At 47.4% G+C, this 23,644-nt stretch carries 23 protein-coding genes; 14 read left to right on the top strand and 9 right to left on the bottom strand.

All coding sequences use genetic code 11. The features are described 5' to 3' along the window. The first annotated feature begins 200 nt into the window (after positions 1-200). The 4 genes from AC50Y5_RS17365 to AC50Y5_RS17350 all read left to right on the top strand — a co-directional run bounded on the left by AC50Y5_RS17365 (position 201) and on the right by AC50Y5_RS17350 (position 3,620). Positions 201-1,433, top strand: a complete 1,233-nt coding sequence (locus AC50Y5_RS17365; protein ID WP_494862422.1) for a CdiA C-terminal domain-containing protein — start codon at positions 201-203, stop codon at positions 1,431-1,433. 1 nt (position 1,434) lies between these two features. Continuing rightward, on the top strand, positions 1,435-1,953 hold the full coding sequence (locus AC50Y5_RS17360; protein WP_494862418.1) for a hypothetical protein: 519 nt from the start codon (positions 1,435-1,437) through the stop codon (positions 1,951-1,953). Positions 1,954-2,116: 163 nt separating this feature from the next. After that, the gene (locus AC50Y5_RS17355; RefSeq protein WP_494862416.1) at positions 2,117-2,830 is read left to right on the top strand and encodes a pentapeptide repeat-containing protein; all 714 of its coding nucleotides are present in this window, start codon (positions 2,117-2,119) and stop codon (positions 2,828-2,830) included. Between the two features lie 109 nt (positions 2,831-2,939). After that, positions 2,940-3,620, top strand: a complete 681-nt coding sequence (locus AC50Y5_RS17350; protein WP_056037400.1) for an endonuclease V — start codon at positions 2,940-2,942, stop codon at positions 3,618-3,620. A 142-nt stretch (positions 3,621-3,762) separates the two neighbouring features. Here AC50Y5_RS17350 and AC50Y5_RS17345 read toward each other — a convergent pair whose 3' ends face one another. Further along, positions 3,763-4,125, bottom strand: a complete 363-nt coding sequence (locus AC50Y5_RS17345; RefSeq protein ID WP_056037398.1) for a winged helix-turn-helix transcriptional regulator — start codon at positions 4,123-4,125, stop codon at positions 3,763-3,765. 177 nt (positions 4,126-4,302) lie between these two features. On the opposite strand from AC50Y5_RS17345, the gene AC50Y5_RS17340 reads away from it, so the two are divergent. The 3 genes from AC50Y5_RS17340 to AC50Y5_RS17330 all read left to right on the top strand — a co-directional run bounded on the left by AC50Y5_RS17340 (position 4,303) and on the right by AC50Y5_RS17330 (position 8,034). Next, positions 4,303-5,505 carry an MFS transporter gene (locus AC50Y5_RS17340; protein WP_494862410.1) on the top strand — a complete coding sequence of 401 codons (1,203 nt, stop codon included), beginning with the start codon at positions 4,303-4,305 and terminating at the stop codon, positions 5,503-5,505. Between the two features lie 206 nt (positions 5,506-5,711). Further along, the gene (locus AC50Y5_RS17335) at positions 5,712-6,398 is read left to right on the top strand and encodes a stalk domain-containing protein (RefSeq protein ID WP_494862408.1); all 687 of its coding nucleotides are present in this window, start codon (positions 5,712-5,714) and stop codon (positions 6,396-6,398) included. 157 nt (positions 6,399-6,555) lie between these two features. Then, the gene (locus AC50Y5_RS17330; protein ID WP_494862406.1) at positions 6,556-8,034 is read left to right on the top strand and encodes a carboxylesterase/lipase family protein; all 1,479 of its coding nucleotides are present in this window, start codon (positions 6,556-6,558) and stop codon (positions 8,032-8,034) included. A gap of 146 nt (positions 8,035-8,180) precedes the next feature. Here the strand turns inward: AC50Y5_RS17330 and AC50Y5_RS17325 are convergent, their stop codons facing one another. Next, positions 8,181-9,629: a DHA2 family efflux MFS transporter permease subunit gene (locus tag AC50Y5_RS17325; RefSeq protein WP_494862404.1), complete on the bottom strand. Its 1,449-nt coding sequence runs from the start codon at positions 9,627-9,629 to the stop codon at positions 8,181-8,183. A gap of 119 nt (positions 9,630-9,748) precedes the next feature. On the opposite strand from AC50Y5_RS17325, the gene AC50Y5_RS17320 reads away from it, so the two are divergent. Continuing rightward, a complete protein-coding gene (locus AC50Y5_RS17320) occupies positions 9,749-10,315 on the top strand; it encodes a PadR family transcriptional regulator (RefSeq protein ID WP_494862402.1) in 567 nt (188 codons plus the stop codon). Positions 10,316-10,468: 153 nt separating this feature from the next. Here AC50Y5_RS17320 and AC50Y5_RS17315 read toward each other — a convergent pair whose 3' ends face one another. Together AC50Y5_RS17315 and AC50Y5_RS17310 are read right to left on the bottom strand one after the other, a co-directional pair. Continuing rightward, positions 10,469-11,674 (bottom strand): MFS transporter, encoded by a 1,206-nt coding sequence (locus AC50Y5_RS17315; RefSeq protein WP_494862400.1) that lies wholly within the window; start codon positions 11,672-11,674, stop codon positions 10,469-10,471. A gap of 74 nt (positions 11,675-11,748) precedes the next feature. Then, positions 11,749-12,354, bottom strand: coding sequence for a TetR/AcrR family transcriptional regulator (locus tag AC50Y5_RS17310; protein WP_056037381.1), 606 nt, complete (start codon positions 12,352-12,354; stop codon positions 11,749-11,751). 137 nt (positions 12,355-12,491) lie between these two features. Here AC50Y5_RS17310 and AC50Y5_RS17305 point away from each other — a divergent pair, with 137 nt between their 5' ends. The 5 genes from AC50Y5_RS17305 to AC50Y5_RS17285 all read left to right on the top strand — a co-directional run bounded on the left by AC50Y5_RS17305 (position 12,492) and on the right by AC50Y5_RS17285 (position 16,222). Further along, positions 12,492-13,358 carry a YitT family protein gene (locus AC50Y5_RS17305; protein WP_056037378.1) on the top strand — a complete coding sequence of 289 codons (867 nt, stop codon included), beginning with the start codon at positions 12,492-12,494 and terminating at the stop codon, positions 13,356-13,358. A gap of 224 nt (positions 13,359-13,582) precedes the next feature. After that, positions 13,583-13,897, top strand: a complete 315-nt coding sequence (locus tag AC50Y5_RS17300; RefSeq protein WP_494862889.1) for a metal-sensitive transcriptional regulator — start codon at positions 13,583-13,585, stop codon at positions 13,895-13,897. Positions 13,898-13,925: 28 nt separating this feature from the next. Further along, positions 13,926-14,126, top strand: coding sequence for a copper ion binding protein (locus AC50Y5_RS17295; RefSeq protein ID WP_099518605.1), 201 nt, complete (start codon positions 13,926-13,928; stop codon positions 14,124-14,126). Between the two features lie 122 nt (positions 14,127-14,248). Further along, positions 14,249-15,196, top strand: a complete 948-nt coding sequence (locus tag AC50Y5_RS17290) for a DUF8832 domain-containing protein (RefSeq protein WP_494862393.1) — start codon at positions 14,249-14,251, stop codon at positions 15,194-15,196. 30 nt (positions 15,197-15,226) lie between these two features. Beyond that, complete coding sequence (locus AC50Y5_RS17285) at positions 15,227-16,222, top strand: AraC family transcriptional regulator (RefSeq protein WP_494862389.1); 996 nt, start codon at positions 15,227-15,229, stop codon at positions 16,220-16,222. Between the two features lie 148 nt (positions 16,223-16,370). Here AC50Y5_RS17285 and AC50Y5_RS17280 read toward each other — a convergent pair whose 3' ends face one another. From AC50Y5_RS17280 to AC50Y5_RS17260, 5 genes are all read right to left on the bottom strand, one after another. Continuing rightward, positions 16,371-17,762 (bottom strand): allantoinase, encoded by a 1,392-nt coding sequence (locus tag AC50Y5_RS17280; protein WP_494862387.1) that lies wholly within the window; start codon positions 17,760-17,762, stop codon positions 16,371-16,373. A 108-nt stretch (positions 17,763-17,870) separates the two neighbouring features. Next, positions 17,871-18,980, bottom strand: coding sequence for an ABC transporter substrate-binding protein (locus AC50Y5_RS17275; protein ID WP_494862386.1), 1,110 nt, complete (start codon positions 18,978-18,980; stop codon positions 17,871-17,873). A gap of 120 nt (positions 18,981-19,100) precedes the next feature. Then, entirely contained in the window at positions 19,101-19,982 is an 882-nt protein-coding gene (locus AC50Y5_RS17270; RefSeq protein ID WP_494862384.1) for an ABC transporter permease, read from the bottom strand. Beyond that, positions 19,979-20,725: an ABC transporter ATP-binding protein gene (locus AC50Y5_RS17265; RefSeq protein WP_494862382.1), complete on the bottom strand. Its 747-nt coding sequence runs from the start codon at positions 20,723-20,725 to the stop codon at positions 19,979-19,981. Before AC50Y5_RS17265 ends, AC50Y5_RS17270 begins: the two co-directional genes overlap by 4 nt. Positions 20,726-20,849: 124 nt before the next feature. Beyond that, positions 20,850-21,545, bottom strand: coding sequence for a GntR family transcriptional regulator (locus AC50Y5_RS17260; protein WP_494862380.1), 696 nt, complete (start codon positions 21,543-21,545; stop codon positions 20,850-20,852). Between the two features lie 486 nt (positions 21,546-22,031). Here AC50Y5_RS17260 and AC50Y5_RS17255 point away from each other — a divergent pair, with 486 nt between their 5' ends. Then, complete coding sequence (locus tag AC50Y5_RS17255) at positions 22,032-23,507, top strand: S-layer homology domain-containing protein (RefSeq protein WP_494862378.1); 1,476 nt, start codon at positions 22,032-22,034, stop codon at positions 23,505-23,507. Positions 23,508-23,644: the final 137 nt, after the last annotated feature.

Below are 23,644 nucleotides of genomic sequence, written 5' to 3'. Positions count from 1 at the left end.
TCAAAATAGGATCTGTTTCCATTGGGACTACCTGGTGTCGTAAGAATCAATTATTCAATGAATTGATAACGAGTCTATAAATTATTTTATGTAAATGCGTCCTACAGTTCTGACAAGAAGATTATAGAATACAACCAACAAAGCCACAATGCGAGTTAGTTGCCCGTATTGTGGTCTTCTTTTTCATAACCATTGTCTTTGTGATTGAAGTGCAGTGCGCCTCAGCAAAAACGGTATACTTATCTCGATATACGTATGAGGAATTAATCCTTGGTCCGCAAATGCTGATAGCAGAATTTAATATTGTTTTTGGAGTTTCTGCGATTATTGCGGCGATCCCGACAGGCGGAGGATCGCTGTATCTCTTAGTAGCGGCTGATGTCGCTTTTGGCGTGGCCATGATTTGGGTCAATGCAGAGAAATTAATTGATCTTAGGAATGGTGATGATAGCACAAATCCTTCCTTATTTGGCATCGACCAGTCTATGCTGGACAAGCTAGGTATTGCTCTGACCGTTGTGAACTTGGGTATTTTGCTGAAGCATGGCTTGTACGCTGCTGCGAATAAACTGGCGAATGGTCGGAATTTAGCGGCGCTGGATGATACTTGGACGAAGTTCAAGCTGGAAAATGTCAAACCCCCTAAACCGAAGGAAGCACCTGCACTGCCGAAAATGAAGACAACAACGAAAGAGTCTACAAAAGACGTATCTGGTGTGAATCGGCAGCTTGATGAGTTTGAAGATGCGAGTAAGAGTAGAACGAAACAAAGGGAAAGAGAAGAGAGAGAAACTGAGGGGACGGGTAATTCTTCAAAGATACCTAGAACAGGACCAGAGTGGGATGAGTATTTCCGTTCAAAATATGGTGATAAAAATGTGGACTGGAAAACGAGTTCAGAATACAAACTATATGGTGAAAAACATATTCCTTATACACCTAAAATTAGACCAAATGCTATAATTACAAAGCCTTCATTACCTAAGGGTGGCAAACCAGAAGGAAATTATGCTAAAGATACAGGTAAAGATGCTCGAGGATTAAAAAGACAAAATGAAGCTGCTGATGTTCTTGCAGAACAAGGATATCGTACAACAATGCTTGACGAAGTCCCCAATGGAAATGCATTTGATGGAAATGGCTATGGCATTGATCCCTCTAAAAGTCCAGACTTTATAATTGAAGGACAAGTATTTGATTGTTATGCTCCAGATAAAGGTACTAGTTTACAGAATATTCTTACTACACTCAGAAGTAAAACTACAAAACAAGCTAGAAGAATCGTATTAAATTTAAATGATTATCCTGTTGAAAAGAGGCGAGAACTTATTGATTATTTAATAAGTCAGACACACAAGGATTTAAAACATCTAGACGAACTATTAATCATTGAAGGTCGTCAAGTAACAAGAGGGTATTGGAGGTTTGATTAATATGGATTTTAGGGTATCTATTGGTTCTGATTTGCCTAGAGAAGCCTTGCGAAAGATACTTTACGATATGATATACGAAGTGTTTTTTGTAGAATTAATTAATTATGAAGTGGAAGTAAGGGATCGATCTGGTGCTCAGCAAGTGAGTATTGGTTGCACTTATTTTTCACTAAGTATAGATTTAGATGAAGAAGAAGACTATATTAAACGCTTTCGAGAGATGAATCTCGAAGATCATGGAGTGGATACAAATGTTCCTATTAGTATTCAATTTATATCGCGTACTTTTGATATTGGGTGGTTAAAGATGCTTGAAGTTATTGGGAAAATACTGCAGTTGAACGATAAGGATATGCTTGTTGAAGATGATACCTCCTATCCATTAATAAAAAGGGTTAAAGGGAGTTTACTGATCAATACCCATTTAGATGAATATCAAACGAGTTATTTGGCTAAGGAAGATTTAGAACTACTGAACTACCCCTATCTAGAAGAGGATTTTTTTAAAGATAGAGAGTAAAAAAGCAGCGACTCTTTATTTGCTGAAGCCAAAAATGAGTGGGAGAAAAACAGTTTTGCAGCACAGGCTGCAAGCTGTTCTTTTTTCTGTGAAAGTCAAAATTGTACGGAGTATCTATAGCAACAGTATTTAAAAAGCTAATTTTAAGAAGGCAGGTGTTGAAATGGGAGAGCAGTCGAATGATTTAGCAAAAGTTATAGAGAAGATTAATAGAGTTCGATTAGAAGAAGGTATACTGGATTACTTAGAGATAGGCGGGCTGGACCTCTCTTTTTCAGACTTATCAGAGCTAAGGGCAGATCGAATTATGGCTCATGGTACGAACCTGCGAGGCTCTGAGCTATTAAGTGTCTCTTTGCGTGATTGTGAATTTGACAAGGCTAATCTGGAAAGCTGTAATTTGGAGGAAGCCGATATCGCTGATTGTGTATTAAGCGAGGCGAACCTGCGTAAAGCTCAGATGAAGTATGCGCACATAAAAATAAGTACGTGTATAGAGACTTGTTTTGACGAGGTGGATTTTTACCATGGCCATTTATCTGGAACAACTTTCAATGAAGCTACATTTCGCCAGGCGAATCTAACGGGAATTATTGCAATCGAGGCCTATTTTGATGAAGCCGTCTTTGTTGGTGCTATTCTCATAGATGGAAACTTTGAAGGATCTGATTTCATTAAGGCTAATTTGTCCGAAGTACAAGCTAGGAATGCGAATTTCTCAGGAGCTGATTTAACTGGAGCTACACTATGGAATGGTCATTTTCAAGCAGCTGACTTTACAAATGCTAAACTTAACGATGTAATATGGAAAGGGGCTAACATAGAAGGAGCTAAGTTCGATAAAGGTGTTAGAGAACAAATTTTAAAACAGCTATAAAAGGTATGATCATGCTGCGGACTACTGGCGATGATGCCACCTCAGGCTGTATCCCCTGATAAAGCCGCAGTTTTAGTCAAGAATACATATAACGAAAGGTTCAAACAAAATGGAAAATAAAATAACCGCAAGTTATGCTGCCATTCAACAGGATTTAGTTCAACAAATTAAGCTGCAAAATCATTTTAAAATAGAAGATATTAAGCTCATTGCCGGAGTGGATCTAGCGTACTGGGAGGAAGCTGGAAAGACAATTGCAGTGTGCTGCATATGTGTCGTAGATTTTCTGACCAAAGAGGTTGTGGAAATACAGTCTTTAAAAGCTGAAGTTAAGGTGCCTTATATACCGGGCTATTTATCTTTCAGAGAATTGCCTTTAATTATCGAAACATTTAAGCTGCTGAATAGCGATCCGAATATGATCATGTTTGATGGTAATGGATATTTGCATCCTAGAAATATGGGAATCGCCACACATGCGTCCTTCCATCTGAATAAACCGACGATAGGTATGGCGAAAACTTATTTGAAAATCGATTCGGTTGATTTTGATATGCCGGCGAATGAAGCAGGGGCGTTCACCAATATTGTAATAAACAACATCGTATATGGACGAGCGCTAAGAACGCATAAAGATGTGAAGCCTATTTTTATTTCATGCGGCAATTGGATTGATATAGATACCGCGACCGCCATCACGCTAGCGTTAATTAATAAAGAAAGCAGACTGCCTATACCCGTAAGACTAGCCGATTTAGAAACTAAAAAAAGGAGAGAGCATTTTAGATAGCATATGGAAAAGGCTCGTTCCACTTGGACTTCAAGGAGGAATAAGCCTTTTTTTAGAATAGCTTTAGAAAAGCCCCGTGACACTTAAACTCCAATACTATCTCTACAACTACATCGTCGCGCTAATAAGCAGCAGACTGTGCTTATTTATTCAAAACACTTTCCTCCAGCATCGAATACTTATCGCCATAAATTCGGATAATATGCTCTTCTCCCCAGTTGCAGAGGGCGCTCAAAATGCTGTCGAGGCTGAGTCCGTATTCGGTCAGCTCGTATTCGACCTTAGGAGGCACCTGATTATACGTAATCCGGTTCACGATTCCATCGTCCTCCAGCTCGCGGAGCTGCTGAGTGAGCATTTTTTGCGTAATGCCTGGCATGAGCCGCTTCAGCTCGCTAGTCCGCTTCTTGCCGTGGGTGAGATGGCACAGAATGACGCATTTCCATTTCCCTCCGATAACCTCAAGCGTCGCTTCTACGGAAATATTGTATTTCTTCTTCGTCATGCTGCTCCTCCTTGCTGATCGGTATTTATAGGTACTTTTTAGTGCCTACAGTACTGAAAAGTACGTACTATTCATTTGGATAGATATAACCTATCATAGCATTTATCGATCCATTGCGGCTACTCGCGAAGTGAACCGTACCCAATAGATACACGGTAGGACAGGAGGCAATATAGCATGACGATTAATCAAAAAAGAAGCACGTTGGCACTGCTGGCTCTCGCCGTTAGCGCCTTTGCCATTGGTACCACAGAATTTATAAGCGTCGGGCTGCTGCCGCTGATTTCAGAGGACTTGCAGGTATCGCTTCGGGCAGCGGGGCTGACCGTTTCGCTTTATGCACTGGGTGTAACGATTGGGGCTCCCATCCTTACATCCCTAACGTCCAGCTTGTCACGCAAAATGCTGCTCATGTGGATTATGCTCATCTTCATTATCGGCAACAGCTTAGCGGCCGCATCGACTAGCATTGAGCTGCTGCTGATCGCGCGCATCGTATCGGCTTTTTCGCATGGCTTGTTTATGTCGATTGGCTCGACGATTGCGGCTGATCTTGTTCCGGCGAATCGCCGTGCCAGCGCGATTTCGATTATGTTCAGCGGATTGACCGTTGCGACGGTAACCGGTGTGCCGCTCGGTACATTTATCGGCCAGCTGTGGGGCTGGCGAACGGCTTTTGTCGCTATTGTAATTGTCGGCGTTCTTGCGTTTATCGCGAACATGCTGCTCATTCCAAGCGATTTGCGCAAAGGGGCTCGTTCTTCCTTTAAAGATCAATTGCAGTTGGTCAAAAATGGCCGGCTATTGCTGCTGTTCGCCATCACCGCCTTGGGCTACGGTGGCACATTTGTCGTATTCACTTATTTATCCCCGCTATTGCAGCAAATAACCGGATTTAAATCGGGAACGGTCACGGTTATTTTGCTCGTATATGGTATTGCGATTGCCCTCGGTAATATGATTGGCGGAAAGCTTGCCAACCGCAACCCGATTGTTGCTTTGTTTTATATGTTTATGGTGCAGGCCGTTGTGCTCGTTATCCTGACATTTACGGCGCCTTTCAAAATCATTGGTCTAGTGACGATTATTGCGATGGGACTGCTGCATTTTATGAACGTGCCGGGTTTGCAGGTGTACGTTGTAATGCTGGCCGAACGGTTCGTGCCGCGTGCAGTTGATGTGGCCTCGGCGATCAATATTGCTGCCTTTAATGCAGGCATTGCCATCGGCGCTTATCTTGGCGGCATTATTGCTGCTTCCATCGGGCTAATTCATACGACCTGGATCGGCGCGTTGATGGTACTGGGAGCGGTGCTGCTGAGTGGGTGGAGCATGGCGCTGGAGCGCAAGGATCAGGAGGGAAGTCAGAAAGCGGCGTGATTTTAGCGGGAGTAAACAATCTGTAATAATAACAGGGCTGTCCATCCGTCAGTAAAATGGCGGGGGCGGCTTTTTGCATTTTTTAAAATAAATCCTTATTCGTCTGCAAAAAGAATCCGTTTTAAATGGAACGATGTGGTAAGATTTATGTGGTAGTAAAACCCAATACCATGTACTGTATACGCAATACGAAGGAGGATTTTTCTTTGAAGAAGCTTATTTTTATATCATCACTTGGAATTGCAATATTATTATTGATTAGCCTATCTTTGACGGCAGTAGCTGCAACAAAAATGAAAATCTTTGTAAATGGAGAACAAATTGAAGGTGAGGCCAAGCTGATAGATGGGGTCACTTATGTACCTATGAAATCCGTATTGAAGAAGCTTGGCGCAACAATCGACTATAGGCCTGACCTAAATACAACTCATATTGCGAGTAGTAATTTAAATATTTATAACGGAGTTACACTCAAAAATCCATTGAAGCTGGGGAAGGAGGGCACCTTTTCCATTACTGATCAATTTATTGGCTCCATTGAAGTCAAGGAGGTTAATTATGATGAAGCTGTGCGAACAAAATTCAATGTGGAGTTGCCGAAATTAGATGAATTTGACTACATCTTCGTGAAAATCAAGCTAAGTATTCTCGCAACAAAAGCATTAAATGATCAGGTTGAAATCTCGGCGGATCATTTTAAATATTTTGATTGGGGCCCAAATCTCTTTATGGAGCCGATATATTTTCCAAGCAATCTAAAGTTGAAAGCAGGAGAATCAGCAGAGGAATGGATCGTTTATTCAGTAAATAAGGACGCTCAATCCAAGTATATTTCCTATAGTAAAAACAGCTCATCATTAAATGGATTATGGATGGAATTAGAATCCCCTTAGGATCGGGAAGTTAGAAGTGAAAAAGGCATAAAATTGATAAGCGGACGCCCATTTGCTATCATAAATAATAAGGAACTGACCGAAAAAACAAATCGGTCATTTCGTTTGTTTTCAACATTTTTTGCGTTCCATTATGGGCAATGAGGGAGAGTGAAGCATGTCAACGATCGAGGTAAACACGAAGGATGGCACGGTTAAAGGGCAGCAGTTAAACGGAGTTTCCGTTTGGAAGGGAATTCCCTATGCCAAGCCGCCAGTAGATGAGCTGCGATTTGCAGCGCCTGTTCCGCCTGAGCAGTGGGAAGGCGTCAGAGAAGCTTTCCATTTTGGCCCTGAAAATATACAGCCGAGACACAATGGGGCGTCAGCGGAGTTTGCCGCAGGTGCGTTCCTCGAATCTGAAGATTGCCTTTATTTGAATGTATGGGCACCGGAAGCAGCCGTTACTGAAAATGCAGCCGCGCCGCTTCCAGTTATGGTATGGATTCATGGCGGCTCTTTCTTGACTGGAGCAGGAAGCTTGCCTCTCTATGATGGATCAGAGCTGGTGAAGCGAGGAAATGTGATCGTCGTGACGATCAATTATCGTCTAGGACCGTTCGGGTTTCTGCATCTCGCGTCGCTTGGCGGCTCCTTCGTATCGAATGCAGGACTTCTAGATCAAATAGCAGCACTGGAATGGGTGAAAAATAATATCGCGGCGTTCGGCGGCGATCCCGCTGCCGTCACCATTTTTGGCGAATCCGCAGGCAGTATGAGCATTGCTGCGCTGCTGGCCATGCCGAAAGCGAAAGGCTTGTACAGCCGTGCCATTATGCAAAGCGGAGCCTCGCAGTCCATTGCGCCTCAGCAAGCGGATGCCATCCGGGCAGGCCTGCTTCAAGCTCTCGGCATTAGTCCATCTGAGCTGGATAAGCTGAGGAGCGTGCCGGCGGAGCAAATTTTTGCAGCAGGAGAAAAGCTGAAGGAGCAGGCGGGAGACCGATTTGCGCTGCTGTTTCAACCGGTGCCCGACGAGGCGACGCTTCCGCAGACGCCGCTTGAGGCCATTCAGGAAGGGGCGGCGGAGGGCATTCCTCTGCTAATCGGGACGAATTTGAATGAGGGGCATTTTTTCATCCGGCCCGATATGCCTTTTGATGATAATCTTGATATGTCCAAAGCGTTGGCTTTTATGGCGCCGGATATCAAAAACGCAGGCGCAGCCGCGGCTGCTTATCCGCAAACGTCAGACGGACAAGCGCAAATGATGACCGAAGCCTTTTTCTGGCGTTCGTCCCTGCAGTTCGCCACCGCACAAAGCGAGCATGCGCCTGTATGGATGTATCGTTTTGACTGGGTGCTGCCGGAGCACCCGCTGCTGAATAAAGCGATTCACGCCATTGAAATCTTCTTTGTGTTCAATACGCTGGAGCATATGCAGGGCATGGGCGTTACACCTGATGAGTCCATGAGGCAGTTAGCTTGGCGCATGCAGGATGCGTGGCTTGCTTTCGCCAAACAGGGCAAGCCTAATGTTGAAAATGTCACTTGGCCTGCATACAGCAAGCCGGAGCGTTCGACGCTCATTTTCAACCATAGCATTCAAGTGATTGCTGACCCTGAAGCTCAAAAGCGCGAGCTGCTGGAGCTGTAAAGCATCAGCTTAAAGTAAGCTTCAAATCGAAAAGCACCAATGAAGCAGGCGCAATTGCCTATTTCATTGGTGCTTTGTTGTAGTGTGGCTTTGTTGTAATGGTGTTTGGTGCTTTGGTGTTCATAATCCCATCAATCCATCATCCATTACCTGCTTGGCTGCAAAACCGCCGCCCGCCCTTTCCGCTGTTTAAGCAGCAGCAAGAGAGGGAAGCCGGCCAGCACTGTAATGGCACCGACCACAAACACATCATTAATGCTCATTGTGAACGACATCAAGCGGATCTTATTCGTATCGGTAGCGCCAGACTGGATGAGCTCGCTGCTATGGATGGCGGAACGGCTGGAAATGAGTCCCGTAAACACTGCAATAGCGAAGGAACTGAGCACATTGCGAATCCAGTTGCTGATGGAAGCGGCATGACCGGACCACTCAGGCGGAATTTCTTCCATGGAGGCGGTACTGCTCGGAACGGAAGCAAAGCCAAGCCCAATATTGCGAATGATCATTCCCCACAGTACGAAGCTGTACGCCGTATCCATATGCAGCCAGCTCAGCATAAACAGCCCTGCGAAAATAAATACGATGCCGATGCTGATCATTTTCACCGCTCCAAGCTTCGGGTACAGCTTTCCGGCTATTGGACTTAGAAGCGCCAATATGACGGAGGAGGGCAGCAAAATCAGCCCTGTTGCAAGCGGACTTTCAAGCTGCACCTGCTGCAAAAACAGCGGAGTCAAATACGTTCCCGTGTACAGCGCCACCGTCACCATGCCATAAATGCTCAGCATGACGGTAAAGCGGCGAATGCGGAAAACCCGCAAATTCAGCAGCGGCTCCTTGGCCGTCAGCTCCCGCCAAATAAAGAGGCCTAGCAAAGCGACGCCTGCAGCCATAAGCAGCAGCGTTTTCCATGAGCTCCAGCCCCAGCTGTTGCCCTCACTGAAAGCTACGAGCAGCGCCAGACTGCCGAGAATAACGGTCATGATGCCCGGTATATCGAGCGATTTCGGGATGTTCATCCGATAATAAGGAATCAGCTTTTGGGTCAAAATAATCGCAATCAGCCCGATCGGCACATTGAACAAAAACAGCCAATGCCAGCTTGCCTGCTGCAGCAGCCAGCCGCTGAAAGTCGGTCCAATCGCAGGCGCGACCATCGCCGACAGCGACCATAGGCTAACCGCAAATGCCCGGCGCTCCTTCGGCACAACCTGAAAAATAATCGTCATCGTACAGGACATAATAAGCCCGCTGCATGCCCCTTGCAGCATTCGAAATACGATCAGCGACGTCGTATCCCATGCGGTTGCGCACAAAAACGAAAACAGCGTAAAGCCGACCAGCGCGTATAAATATAATCGTTTATAACTGAATCGTCCTCCCAAATACCCGACGAGTGGTGAAATGACTCCGGTTGCCAGCATAAAGCCCGTCACCATCCACTGCATTGTTGAAAGCTCCGAATGGAAATGATCCATTAGCAGTGGAAGCGCAATATTAATCGTCGTTGTGCTGAGCACAGAAAGGAACGTTCCGAAGAAAATCGCAATCATAATCGGCCAAAATCGTATCGTAGTTGTCTGCTCCTCCAAAACAAATGTCCTCCTGTCATTGCTTATATGTCTACTTTTACATATAATATTCTGTGTTATCTATGTTACACTTATGCATTTTATATGTCAATAATGACATATTGGGAGGCCGTTAGACGATGCGATTAAACACTTTATCCTACGGGTTGCTTGCTTTGCTAAGCGCTAGTCCACTAACAGGCTATGATTTGGCGCAAAAAATAAAGCCGCTGTGGCAGGCGGGCCACAGTCAAATTTACCCGCTGCTTGCTGCGCTGGAGCAAAACGGATATATCGCTTTTGAGCGGATCGAGCAGCAGGATAAGCCGGACAAGAAGGAATATTCCATTACCGATAAAGGGCTAACGGAGCTGGGTAGATGGGTGGAGCTGCCCGCGGAAAATCCTGTGCTGCGGGACGAGCTGCATTTTAAGCTGTATGGCTTGTGGCTGTCAGAGCCGGAAAAGGCGAAGGCGTTGCTCGTTACTCGCGAAGCTTTTTGCCGGAGCGAGCTGGAGCGTTACGATGGACTGATGCGTGCTCTGGAGGAGAAGCGCGTAAGCGGGAAGGATGCGCGCAAGCAGAACGCGCGGCTGCTCGGGCGTTATTTGCTAATTAGCAAACGAACGATGGATACGCGGACTTCATTAGCTTTTTGCGAATGGGCGATGAAGGAGCTTGAAGCCAGCGAATGGCTGGAAGGCTGACGGGCTGAGAGTTCACGATTATGCTCGGAGGAAGCGCCGTGTTTTTCTGGTCGAGATTATATTACAAAAGGAAAATGATGTAATTAACTCTGCAGCAAAGCCCAATCCTCTATGTATGAGAATTGGGCTTTGTTTCGTAAAGCGTATCAGCTTTTATGCTTCTTGAGAGGCGGCTGCGTCACTTCTCTGAAAATGCACCTTGAGCGAGGGAAGAACAGATATCAAACATACGGCTGCCGCTATGAGGTAGACGGGAACCAAGCCGATTGAAGTCGCGAGCAGTCCGGATACAACTGTGCCAAGCAGGGTCGCCCCTATGAACAAGGGGGTCATCAGACCATTGACCTTGCCGACCATTCCGTCGGGAATTTTCGCAATGACAAAGCTGGCAACTGCCGTATTAAGAACGGCGAGCAGCATGCCATTGGCGAAGCGGAATGCTCCAGTCACCAGCGGCCAGATAGAGGACCCTTCCACTATAAAGGTAATGCCAAGAAAGGCGAGTGCAAGCGGCAGCAAAAATTTAGCTTGAAGCAGCTTGGGCAACAATGCTGCAAGCAGCGAGCCCAGCAGCAGGCCAATGCCGTCGGCGGTGGCAAACCACTGCACATTTTCCTTGCTAAGGCCAAGCCTTTCAGTCACTATAAATATTTCAAGCGGCTGAACGAGCCCGGCTGCCAGCCCGATGAAAGCGAAGGTTAGAAATAACCGGAGTAAGCTTTTCTCAGCCATAACGAAGCGGTAGCCGGAGGTTAAATCATTTTTAAGGGAAACGTTTGAACGTTCCTGTGACTTGTTTTCCTTAGGCAGCAGTGTAAGCGCGGTGGCTGACAATAGAAATAACACAGGCAGCACAAGCAGCGATGTAGTGATTCCTGCCCACTGATAAATCGCCGTTCCAACAATCGGACCGAGAATAAGAAACAATGACGATAGACTTTGCGAAAGGCCAACTGCGGCGGGAACCTGATCCTCAGGAATATGGCGTTTGAACACCTTCGCTGATGAAGGTTGTGAAAATTGGCTGACGATGGCGGATACGAATACGGATACATACAGCGCTTCCCACCAATCATTCGCCAGCATAAGCATAATGACGCCAATCGATGCGGCGCTGAGCAGGTCGCTGGCAATCATCGTGCGCTTCGGATTCCAGCGGTCGGCAAGCACGCCGCCAACGATGGAAAAGATAAGAATCGGCGCATATTCCAAAATGGACAGCAGGGATACGGCTACCTTATTGCCATTCGTCTGCTCCATGACAAAAAAGAGGAGTGCCATATTGCGAATCCAAATCGCTAGCTGCTGCATAACATCAGAAAAAAGAATAATGCGAAAAGTACGGTTCTGATATAACATGGTATCCATTCCCTTCGTTTGTAGACCGACCAACCGGTCTAATTATTAGCTAAAAAAAAAGCGCCAGCTATCCTTCACTTAGCGCGTATACCATTCAACAGCAGCTTGGCTGCCAGATGAAACAGCTTAGAGACACGATCCGGTTCCTGCTCCCGGTCAATCGTATAATACACTTTTCCAAGGCCCTCCATCATGCTGCTGACAATCAAAACAAGCTCTTCCTCATCACTAGCAACAAATAGGCCGCTGGCTTGCCCCTCGCGAATAAGGTCGCGGCAGGCTTGCGATGCGTTATTCATGATCTGGAGAAGGCGATTGAAGATTTCCTCCTGTGTGAACGCCTGGCTGCGCGAAAATTCCTCCATGGCTTTCATAAGCGGATTTTGAAAGTCATGGGCGTAATGCTCTGCAAGTGCATAAAGCTGCTCCTCAACAGTAGTCAGCTTCTCACGTTTACGATCCCATGCCAAACGCCATTGCTCACTATCTTCCTCAGCCACCGCAAGGAAAAGCTGCTCCTTGCTCGGAAAATGATGATATAGGCTGCCTTTGCTGACCTTGCTGCTCTCGCATACCTCGTTCATGGAAACGGCTCCATAGCCTTTCTGGACAAACAGCTGCTTTGCCGTGGAGGCGATGCGGCGTTTGGTTTCTTCACCATCTGAACGTCCCTTGACCATTTGCTGTCCCTCCTACTAGACCGACTGATCGGTCTAATTATATGCGAGTGACGACAATCTTGCAATATTTCCAGCCGTTGTTTTGAAAAATATCCATTTCTATGCTAGTCTTAAAAGAAAATAGTCGGAGGCAAAGCATGGCAAAAGCGCATAAGAAACTTTCAAAGCTTGAAATTTTGAAAAGAACGCTGTTTATTACAATCGGAGCCGTCCTCATGGGCGTCGCACTGGAATTGTTCCTCGTCCCAAATAGCGTCATCGACGGAGGAATTACCGGTATTTCGATTATGATCTCTCACCTGACTGACAAGCCTCTGGGTATTTTTATTTTCCTCTTGAACCTGCCATTCCTGTTCATCGGCTTCAAGCAAATTGGTAAAACGTTTGCGATATCTACTCTATACGGTATCGTGGTCATGTCCGTAACGACGCAAATGCTGCATCACGTGGACGCTTTTACAGAGGATAAGCTGCTTGCTGTATTGTTCGGCGGTATTATTCTTGGCGGTGGTATCGGTCTCGTTATCCGTTTCGGCGGATCGCTGGATGGCACGGAAATTTTGGCGATTTTAGCCTCGAAGAAGTTTTCCATGCCGGTTGGACAATTTATTATGATCGTCAACGTGTTCATCTTTATTTTGGCGGGCTTCGTCTTCAAATGGGATTCCGCCATGTATTCGATGTTCACGTATTATATCGCGACGAAAGTGATGGATATTGTGGTGGAGGGTCTCGACGAATCCAAATCGGTTACCATTATATCTGCCGAATACGAGGAAATTTCTGAAGCTGTTATGAGCCGTTTGGGCAGAAGCACAACGTATATCCAGGCAAGGGGCGGCTACTCCAGAGAAGAAACGCAAATGATCTACTGCGTAGTCAACCGTCTGGAAGTGGCGAAGCTTAAATCCATCGTCCATGACATTGATCCCCGCGCATTCGTTGCCATTGAGCATGTATCTGATGTGAGCGGCGGCAACTTTAGCAAGAAAGAAATTCACTAAACGAACTCATGCCCGACCCTATATGATCTTATTTTTCCCAAAAGCAGCAGTTCAGGACACGCATTTATGGTCTGGAGCTGCTGTTTTTGATTCTATGCATATAGCCTTTTATATGGCTTTACATACCCTATAGGGGTATGTTAATATAAAAATAAGCTTATGCTATACCCCCTGGAGGTATTAAAATGGACAAAGAAACGAAATCGGCTTGTTTGCATCAGCATATGGATTCCGGTGGTGCAGGCGACGGCCAGTCCATGGAGCGTCACAGCCATCATTCCGATGAAACGAAAGCGAATTTGATCAGACGTCTGAACAAGGTGGAAGGTCAGATCCGCGGCGTGAAGGCGATGATTGAGAAGGATACGTATTGCGATGATGTGCTTACTCAGATAGCAGCTGCCCAATCGGCATTAAACGGGGTAGGCAAGCTGCTGCTGGAAGGGCATATGAAAAGCTGTATTGTCGATCGCATTCAGGCAGGCGAGCATGAAGTTATTGACGAGCTGTTGATTACCGTTAAGAAATTAATGAAATAATAAAACATTACTCAAGGAGGCTATAAAGATGGAAAATGTAACACTTAAAGTAGAAGGCATGTCCTGTGGACATTGCGTGAGCACAGTGGAGAAAGCTGTAAATGAAGCGGGAGCAAGCGGCAAAGTCGATTTAGCAGCTGGACAAGTAGCGGTGGAGTTTGATGCAGAGAAAGTATCACTGGCTTCCATTAAAGAAGCGATTGAAAACACCGGTTTCGACGTCGTATAACACGGGGCATAAGTTAAGCTTGCAGAGCCCTCTTTTTCCGAAGCGAACATAGCAAGATGGTTTGGGCTTTGGAGAAGGAGCGGCTTTTTGTGTTTTTTAAAAAAGGAGTTGGGAAAAGGAAAATGGCAAAAAGAAAAGCGGCGCTCTATATGACGATGATCGCGCTTGCGGGCATGCTGGCAGGATGCGGTTCGAATAGCGCAAACACTAGCGGCACAAGCGCAAGCGGTCATGAAGGGCATGAACAATCCAGCCCGGCAGCTGCACCAGAAGCTGCGGAGTCAGGCGCACACAATGGACATGGCAGTGATGAAAAAGCGGGGAGCAATAACGGTCATGGCGGCCATGGGGATATGGACGGTATGGAGCATGAACAGGCAAATGCCGATGTGTTGTGGAGCTTCCAGAGTGGACAGCCAGCAGCAGGAGCGGAAGAAGCCATTGAGCTGAATGTCACGGATGCTGCGGGTGCGCCAATCGAGAAGTTTGATTTGAACCATGAGAAGCTTATGCATTTGATTGCCGTAAGCAGCGACTTGAACTATTTTTCACATATACACCCGAATTATGAAAGTGGCGGCAAATTTACAGTGAAGGAAACGTTCCCGGCCGCTGGCACATACAAGCTGTTTGCCGATTTTATACCAACAGGTGCCGCGCAGCAGACGATGAGTACAGAGGTGGAAGTTACGGGGCAAGCTGCCGATAAAGTCGAGCTGAAGGCAGACCAAGAGCTTGTGAAGACGGTGGAAGGACAGCAGGTGAAGCTCGCGCTGTCAACGACGAAAGCGGGCGAGGAAGCTAAGCTCACGTACACCTTTGAGGATGCAGCGACGGGTGAGCCGGTTACAGATTTAGAGCCTTATTTGGGAGCTGTGGGCCATGTCGTCATTATTAGCGGCGATTTGGCAAAATATTTGCATGTGCATCCGCTGGATGAGGCTGCAAAGGGCCCGGATGCTGTTTTTGCCACCGAGTTTCCAGAGCCTGGTGTATATAAAATATGGGGACAATTTCAGCGCGGCGGGAAGACGTTTATCGTCCCCTTCGTCGTGAACATTCAAGCTTAAACCTAACTTAGAAGCAAGGAGGAGAGGCGGTTGCTTCCTTTCATACAGCTGCTGCAGCATCGAACGGCTAGGCCGTCGGTCCGCTTCGCCCATCTGAGCGTTGGCTCGAAAGCGGCAGCACCGAGAACGATTTACGATCATAAGTTTATTTTTGTGCTAAAGGGGAGCGGTATCGTTTCTTCTGAAGGCAAGCAAGCCGCATATAAGGAAGGCTCGGTCATTATGATTCCGCCGGGCGTCGCCCACAGCTTGATGCAGGGGCTGGAACAGGGGCAGGAGGATGAGCTGCATATTGCGATTCATTTTGACTGGGAGCCGCGGGTACAGCTGAAAGAGGAGCTATTGCATCACATTGATGCTAATGAGGCTTCCGAAACGGAGTCGGAATTGGCAGCATCAGCGCTGGTGCTAGCGCCAGTACCAGAGGAGCCAGCATCAAAATCAGCGCCATATTCCATTTGGCTTCCTCATGTGATAGTGCTTGAATCGGCAACGGACGAGCTATTTGCTTGTGCAGGCTGGACGGTGCGCGCCTATGAGCAGGGCGGTGCTTACCAGCGGCTGCGTACCGATGCTGAAATGCTGAACTTGATCGTGCAGTTGATCGAAAATTTAACGGACGGCCCGCAGGCGAACCAATCGCTGCGGTCTTATGAAAACCAGCAAGCGGCAGCGCAGAAGGAGGAGCACAGCGATATGATCGCGTTCGCGCAGCGGATGGAGCAGCTTGCCGAAGCGCTGCCGATTTCAGCAGTAGCATTTGAGGAGCTGTACCAGGAAAGTTGCTTCTCTGACAGCCATTTTCGCACGCAGTTTGAAGAGCGGCTAGGCATGGCGCCGCATTCTTATTTCACGAGAATCCGCCTGAGACGAGCTTCGCAGCTGCTGCTGGATACTGAGCATACCGTTCAGGAAATCAGCTATTTGTGCGGCTACGAGGATGCTGAATATTTCAGCCGCTTGTTCCGCCAGCATGAAGGCATGACGCCTCAGGAATTTAGGCAATCGCTGAGGAGTGTAGGATAGGAATTGAATTATAGCTCGCACGTTGAATGAACTCATGAATTTCAGAGTGAACAGCGTTATAACAGAAATCAGCCCTTCAATCATCTTGTGGGATGACCGAAGGGCTGTTTCATTTTATCAGCTAATAAAAGTGAGAAAACGCAAGAGCTCACACCTGCTGCCTCGCACAAGCAGGAGCGCTGCTCTTCCATTGCCCTGCAAACGGCTGAGCTATACCACTTTTAACCTCGTACACCATATTCCCTCTGCTCCAAGTAGCCATGACACGGCAGCCGAATTTTCTGCCGATATAAGGATTATGCTTATGACGATGATAGAGATGCTCGGCTTCAAGGGTGTATGGGGCATCGAGCTGAACCATGACTAGGTCCGCATCTGCTCCGAGGCGTATTTCGCCCTTCGTATCGCTGAGGCCAAACCTTGTGGCGGGTGCGGACGACAGCATCCGACTCAGCGCCGGGAGTGGAATCCCCCTCTTTGTATAGCCTTCATCAATCATCAGCTCCAGCGAATTTTGCGCTCCCGCTATGCCTCCCCACGCCGTAAAATAATTGCTGGATTGCTTCAATTCGCTCGGGCAGGGGGAATGGTCGGAGGCGATCATATCGATATGTCCAGCAGCAAGCATCGCCCACAGCTTTTCCTGCTCGAATTTGCTCCGTAATGGAGGGGCGCATTTGGCTGCTGGACCAATCAGCTCCAAATCACGGTCTGTGAGCACCAAATAATGAGGGCACGTTTCCAAGGTCACATCCATACCGCGCTGCTTAGCATTGGCTATCGTCTGGACGGCATCGGCACTGCTAATATGGACAAAATGCAAAGCGCATCCCGTCTGCTCCGCGAACAGGAGCGCGCGTTCAACCGCCTCAAGCTCAGCGCGCACTGGACGCGATGCCGTATAATCTGCCGCACCTATTTCTCCCTTGGCCAGCTTTTCTTTCGTCAAAGCAGAGACGATGGGCTCGCTTTCCGCATGAAGCGCCAACACATGCCCAAGCTCCGCAATAATCTTCATCCCTGCCAGCAGCGTCGCATCATCCACCTCGCGAAAGGCATCCTCGGACGGATCGCCGGGGGAAGACATAAAGGCCTTGAAGCCAATAACGCCAGCCTTATCCAACGCTCGCAAGTCATCGAGATGCCCCGGCACAAGCCCGCCCCATAGAGCATAATCCACAACGGATTTTCCTTGCGCAGCGGCAAGCTTTTGCTGCAAGGCGGCAACAGTAACGGTGGGAGGGAGGCCATTTAGCGGCATATCGATAAAAGTAGTGCAGCCGCCTGCTGCAAGAGCCGAGGAGCCGCTGGCAAAGCCTTCCCAAGCCCCTAATCCCGGCTCGTTCAAATGGACATGGGCGTCAATCATGCCAGGCATTACAATCATGCCGGCTGCCAGAACCGTTTGCTTGGCAGGGGCTGTCAATCGCTCAGCCAGCTGTACAATTCGCCCATTGTGGATACCAATATCCAATTGGCGAACATCATGGCTTAGGACAACTGAGCCGTCCCGGATGATTAAATCCAATGGTTCCTTCATAAGCTCACCTCTGTCCGATTAGGAGGATATAAACATAGAAGGCAGAACCACAAGGGCTCAGCCTTCCTGTTATGTTCCTCTTATTTTTATCCCTACTCAGATACTCTGTTACTCGGTTACTAGCGCAGGATCAAGCGCTTTGAGCAAGCTCAGATCATGGTACGAAGCGAATTCAGGGATGCTTTTGATATTGCCTACACTTTTCAAATATTCGCCTACGGCTAGGCCGTTGCTTCCGTTAATGTAAGTATCGTTTACTTCCATAGCATATACGTTGCGGTTCATAATCTCTCTAAGCTCATCTTTGGTTAAGTGCAGCTCTGGCGCCAATATTTTAATCGCTTCTTCCCGATAGTCATTAATGTAAGCTGTCGCTTTCTCTAGAGCGCCAAGCATCGCTTTAATTGTATTCGGGTTTTCCTTCAAATAGTCGTCGGTTACCTGTACCGTCGTATGCACGCTCATCCAGTTCACAGCGCCCGTTTTATCAGGAAGCTCGCTTTTTGTGCCGCTGAATAGAAACTTGCCGCCACCTTGAATCGCCTTCGTAATGAACGGCTCCCACGCTGCCATTGCATCGATTGACCCGTTCTGTAAAGCGACAACAGCGTCACTCGGCGCGAGGTTGACGTATTTGATTTTGCTTACGTCAACGCCAAGCTCCTTGCCCATATTATCGATGGCGAACTTGACATCTGCTCCGCTTGGAATGCCGATTGTTTTGCCTTCCAGATCCTTAGCGCTTTTCAATTCCAGCTTGCTGGAGCCAACGACCGCCTGCGTTCCGGCAATTTGAGCTAGCGGCGCTACGATTTTCACGGGAATATTGGAGGATTTCAAAATAATATCCATAAAGTTCGTCTGTATGCTGACTGGAGCGCTGCCTCCTGCAACCAAAGGAGCGATATCCGGGCCGCTTTCAATGAGCTGGCTTGTTACATCGAGGCCTGCTTCCTTAAAGTAGCCAAGCTTATCGGCAATGATTTGCTGGGAGGAAATTTGGGCGTCGCGAACGCCGACGAGTGTAACGGTTGTCGTCTCGGGGGTGTCATCGGCAGCAGCCGCAGGCGAGCTTGTTTCCGCAGCCGCGGCAGTAGGGGCAGAGCTAGCGTTTCCGCTTGCACTCGTAGCTTCTTCCTTCGCGCCGCATGCCGTCAGCGCCAATGCCAGAGCGGATATGACCAAAAATTGTTGAACCCATTTTTTCTGATTAGCCATCGTAATCTCTCCCTATACCCATTGTTTTTTGTCTCTAATTTCTAATTTCTAAATTCTAAATTCTACTTTCTCGATGCTGCCAGCCGCATAAAGCGGATCAAGCTCCCTTAGTTGTGTGTGCTACTTCTCAACCGCTTCGCTCATCCCTCCTTTGCGCCAGCTAAGAACCTTGTTCTCCAACAGTTTCAGCAAGGCGGAGAAGATGCTATAAATCAAGCCAATAAAAATAATGGCAACGAACATATTGGAAATTTTAAAATAATTCCGTGCGTCTACGATAATATAGCCGAGCCCCGATTTGGCACCCATCATCTCGGAGACGATCAGGGCGGAGAAGGACAATCCAAGGCTGACTCTGGCGCCTACGATGAAACTCGGAATGGCGGAGGGAAGCAGCACTCTTCTGAAAATTTGCCGTTCCGAAGCGCCAAGGCTCATCGCCGAACGGATAAGGGTAGAAGGGACGGTTTTGAACCCGTCTACCGTATACACTAATACCGGAAGAAACGTCGTCCAGGCAATGAGCAGAACCTTCGGAAATTCTCCGATTCCAAACCAGATAATGATCAGAGGGAGCAGGGCGAGTGCCGGAATCGGACCTACTAAATTCAGCAGAGGAGACATCCAGCGCTCCACCTGACGAAACTTGCTCATTAATACGCCGACGAAAACGGCAAGCAAACAGCCGATAACAAAACCAGCCGCAATACGCAAAGTGCTGGATAGCAAGCTGTCAAAGAGAAGGCCCGTTTGCGCAAGTGCCCAAGCATCGCTAATAACGAGTGAAGGGGGTGGGAGAAAAAGCGGATTGAACAGGGCCGCTTTCATATTTATTTGAGAAAAAACTTCCCATAGAATGAAAAAGGCCAGATAAGGAACGAAATTCGATGTTCGCATAAAGCTGGAGCTAGGCTTAGTCTTCAACCTGCGTACGGCCTGATGTGCCCCAAGCTTGCCCGCTTGCGCCCCCTCGGCTGTGAAAGAACCTGATGTCTCGCTCATTGTACGGCCTCCTCCAATTCATTCTCCATCAATACGTGCTCGATTCGCTGCATAGCCTCGCCGAAGCCGGGCATATCGAAGGTGCGGGGATGCGGAAGGTCGACCTTAAATTCATCAGCAATGACACCGTTTTTCATGACGACAACACGGTCAGCCAAATAAATCGCTTCGCTTATGCTGTGTGTCACGAACAAAGTAGTGGGCTTTAGCTTTTCGCAAATGCGGCGCAGCTCTCTGCGCATCATGTCGCGGGTCAAAATATCCAAAGCCCCGAAAGGCTCATCCATCAGCAAAATATCGGGGGAGCTTGCGAGCGCCCGGGCAATGCCTACCCGCTGCTTCATCCCGCCTGACAATTCGGCTGGGTATTGATCCGCATATTTCTTCAAGCCAACGAGACCTAAAAACTGTCTGCCAACTTCCTTAGCCTCTGCTTTTCCCGCTCCTTGGACTTCCGGGCCAAAGCTTATATTTTCAAGTACCGTGTACCAAGGGAACAGAGCGTGATCTTGAAAAACCATTCCGCGAGCTTTGGAAGGGCCGCGAATTAGCTCGCCATCCACGAGCAGTTCCCCTTCATCAGGCAGCAAATAGCCGGCGATCATATTAAGCAGCGTAGATTTGCCGCAGCCGCTATGTCCAAGAATGCATACGAACTCGTGAGCATCCACCGTCAAATCGACATTTTTCAATATCGTCCGTTCACCAAAACGCTTTCCTGCATTTCGCACCATCAACTTCATCGCTATCCCTCGCTTTCTACCAAACATGTCCCTTCGTTGTATCCCATTTATGAAGGTATCCCATCCAATATGAAATCCAAGATTGGATACAATCCTGTGCAAAAAAAATGATTCGCCTGCCGTCTCAGCTTTTCGCACTGGCGTAATGACCGTTTGCCAAGCGGAAAACCTCGCTTAAGGACTGAGGAGCCGTTCCCTTTTCTTCGAACTGGAGCGTATCTTCGATTTCCTTTAAATGCTCGATCATCAAACGTTCCGCCTGCTCCACGTCGCCTTGCTCGATTAAAAGCACTAATCGTCGATGATCGCTGCAATGCATATGCTTACTCATGCCATATAGGGCGATGATCACGTAGGTGAGCGATATAAGCTCCTCCAAATAGCGGTAATAATAATTATTGCCCGTGAACTCGGCAATTTTGAGATGGAAGTTGCCCGAGAGCCGCAGGGCGAGCAAAGGATCGCCGTTGTGATGGGCCTGATGTTCTTCATCAAGCAGCCTGCTTAACTGTCCGAGCTGATCGGCGGTCAGCTTTCCACTTACTTTTTTCACGCTGGAAGCTTCAATGACTCTGCGCATTTCGAAAACTTCCTTGGCCTCATCGACCGTAGGGCATGCAACGAATGTTCCCTTGTATGGAATCACCGTCACAAGCTTCTCGCCTGCCAGCTTGCGGAGTACATTGCGTACTGGCGTGCGGCTGACTCCGAACGATTCGGCAATAACCTCCTCGACGAGCTGCATGCTAGGGCGCAGCTTTTGCTGAATAATGGCATCTTTAATGGCTATATAAATATCAAGTTCATTTGCTACCCCCACTGGGAACATCTCCTTTCTAAGGCGGATCAGTCAAACGAAAGTGTTTGTTATGTTTTATAACATGAATAGTAAGTTAAAAGCACTTTACAAGTCAATAGTTATTTTTGAATGGGCTGAAATGACGGTTTTATAAAAGTTATTTCAGAATTCCAACTGATTTTAGCACTTTTGCGTATAAATACTTGTCTTTTTCGCTAGCTCGCTTTTAGTCTGTGGCATATTTGAGTAATATAAACTAACACAAATAATAGATTGATAGCTGATTTTTAATTTGCAGGTTGTCCTACTTTTAAACTATAAAAAACACCTATATAGTGGTAGAATTGGATGAGTGAAATGAATGTGAAGGGTATAAAGAACTAGACGAAAATCATTTTGGGGTTATGCTTTTTATTTATTTTTATAACATTATAAAGTTGAGAGGATTGAATCATCATTATTAAATTTTATTATCGTATCAGTGTAACAGGGTTGGTTATTCTGCTTATGTCATTGGTTTATTTGCCTAGGGAGCAAGTGGTATCGGCGAGAGCGGTTGTTCAAGAGTTCGCCGCAAGCTCATCCGTTAAAACGGATAACGCCCTTACAAGAGCTGAGGCGGCCAGCATGCTGAGCCGGGTTACCCAATTGCCAAAGCCTGACATGGCGGATGTAGCGTCGGTATTTCCTGATCTGGACAAGCATAGCAGCCGCAGCGATGTGCGCAAGCTCGTTGCCCTTGGAATGATTGCGAAAAATGACTACCCCAAAGGCTTCCAGCCTGACAAGGCGGTGACCCGCTTTGAAATCATGAAATGGATGGCTAGCGGACTTGCGGTGTCCGACGAAAGCTTCAAGCAAGCGTTGGCGGATACGGTGAATACGCTGCTGCCTACTCCTGAGACTTATAAAGGCGGCATTGCGGACAAGCAAATTCCGTACATCGCCGTTATTCGAGGAACGGGCATTATTACAGGGATGCAGGATGGCACGTTTCGGCCCGCTTATCCCGTTTCGAAGGCTGAGCTGGCGGCCAGTCTGCTCCGCTATAAGCGAGTGGAGGGCACCAAAGCGGAAGGTTATCAGGCTTTAAATGAGCTGCGGGAAGTGGGACTAACCGGCAGCAATCTGAGTAGCATTACGAAATTCAAATACGAAAGAGTAACCTATTTTAACAATGACGGAACCTACAAGCCTGAAGCTGTTGCAAGCGCGGGGATTGACCTGGAGCAGCACATTGATGTCAGCACCTTGGAGCCCTATCTGCGCATTCCGGGCATAGGATTGGATTATCACCATTTTGTAAATGGCTATAGCAAGCGCTACAAATTCGTTAGGCTGGAGGAGCTGGGGATGAGCCTGAAGGATGCGATAGCAGATGCATATGACACAGGATATATGCCCCATCTTGGGGTAGAGGATCCGAGCAAGCTTAGCCAGAAGGATTTGAATTTGATATTGTCACACGAGGATGCTACTTTGAAGGTTGAGGGGAGCAGGATGCCGTTTACCTCCTTTGCCGATGTGGTCGACAGCCCTATCAAGGCCAAGAAGGTCGCTACGGTCAAGCTTCACCGAATGATTTTCGTCGATGTTCCCGTGACGGGCAAAGGGGAAGCGAAGGGTGTTTATGCGAACTATTTTGCCGATTCCATTGCAACTTGGCGCAAGCTTGATAATAGTGTTTATATGGCCTTCACGGAAATGACGATCCAGACCCATGCGGAGAAAATGGATCTAATGGGCTTCTACAACGCCATTGGCAATGGGAATGGGAACGGATTTTTTAAATTCAGCCGTCTCGCTCCCGAAACGATGGACAAAAACGGGCTGACTACCGTTCCGATGGCTACTTCCACTTATTTTACTAAAGACAGCGTCAGACGCTTTTGGACCTTTGGCACCTATCTAAAAAAATACCGTGATCCAGTCCACCTCACGACTGACTCAGGCGCTTACTTTAGAGCGTATTACCAACCTTAATCGAAGCACCCCTTGTCCTCTCTCTATGAGAGTGAAGGGGTGCTTTTTCTCTTGCTGCTCATAGGATAAACGGAAGGTGTGCCTATTCGGAGCAACTACCTTGCATAACAATGTATATAAATATATAATGCAGTTTA

It is taken from the genome of Paenibacillus sp. JT22N7 (genome assembly GCF_059383875.1).
Note: the sequence above shows the minus strand (reverse complement) of the source record. Positions and strands in the feature narration are given on the sequence as shown.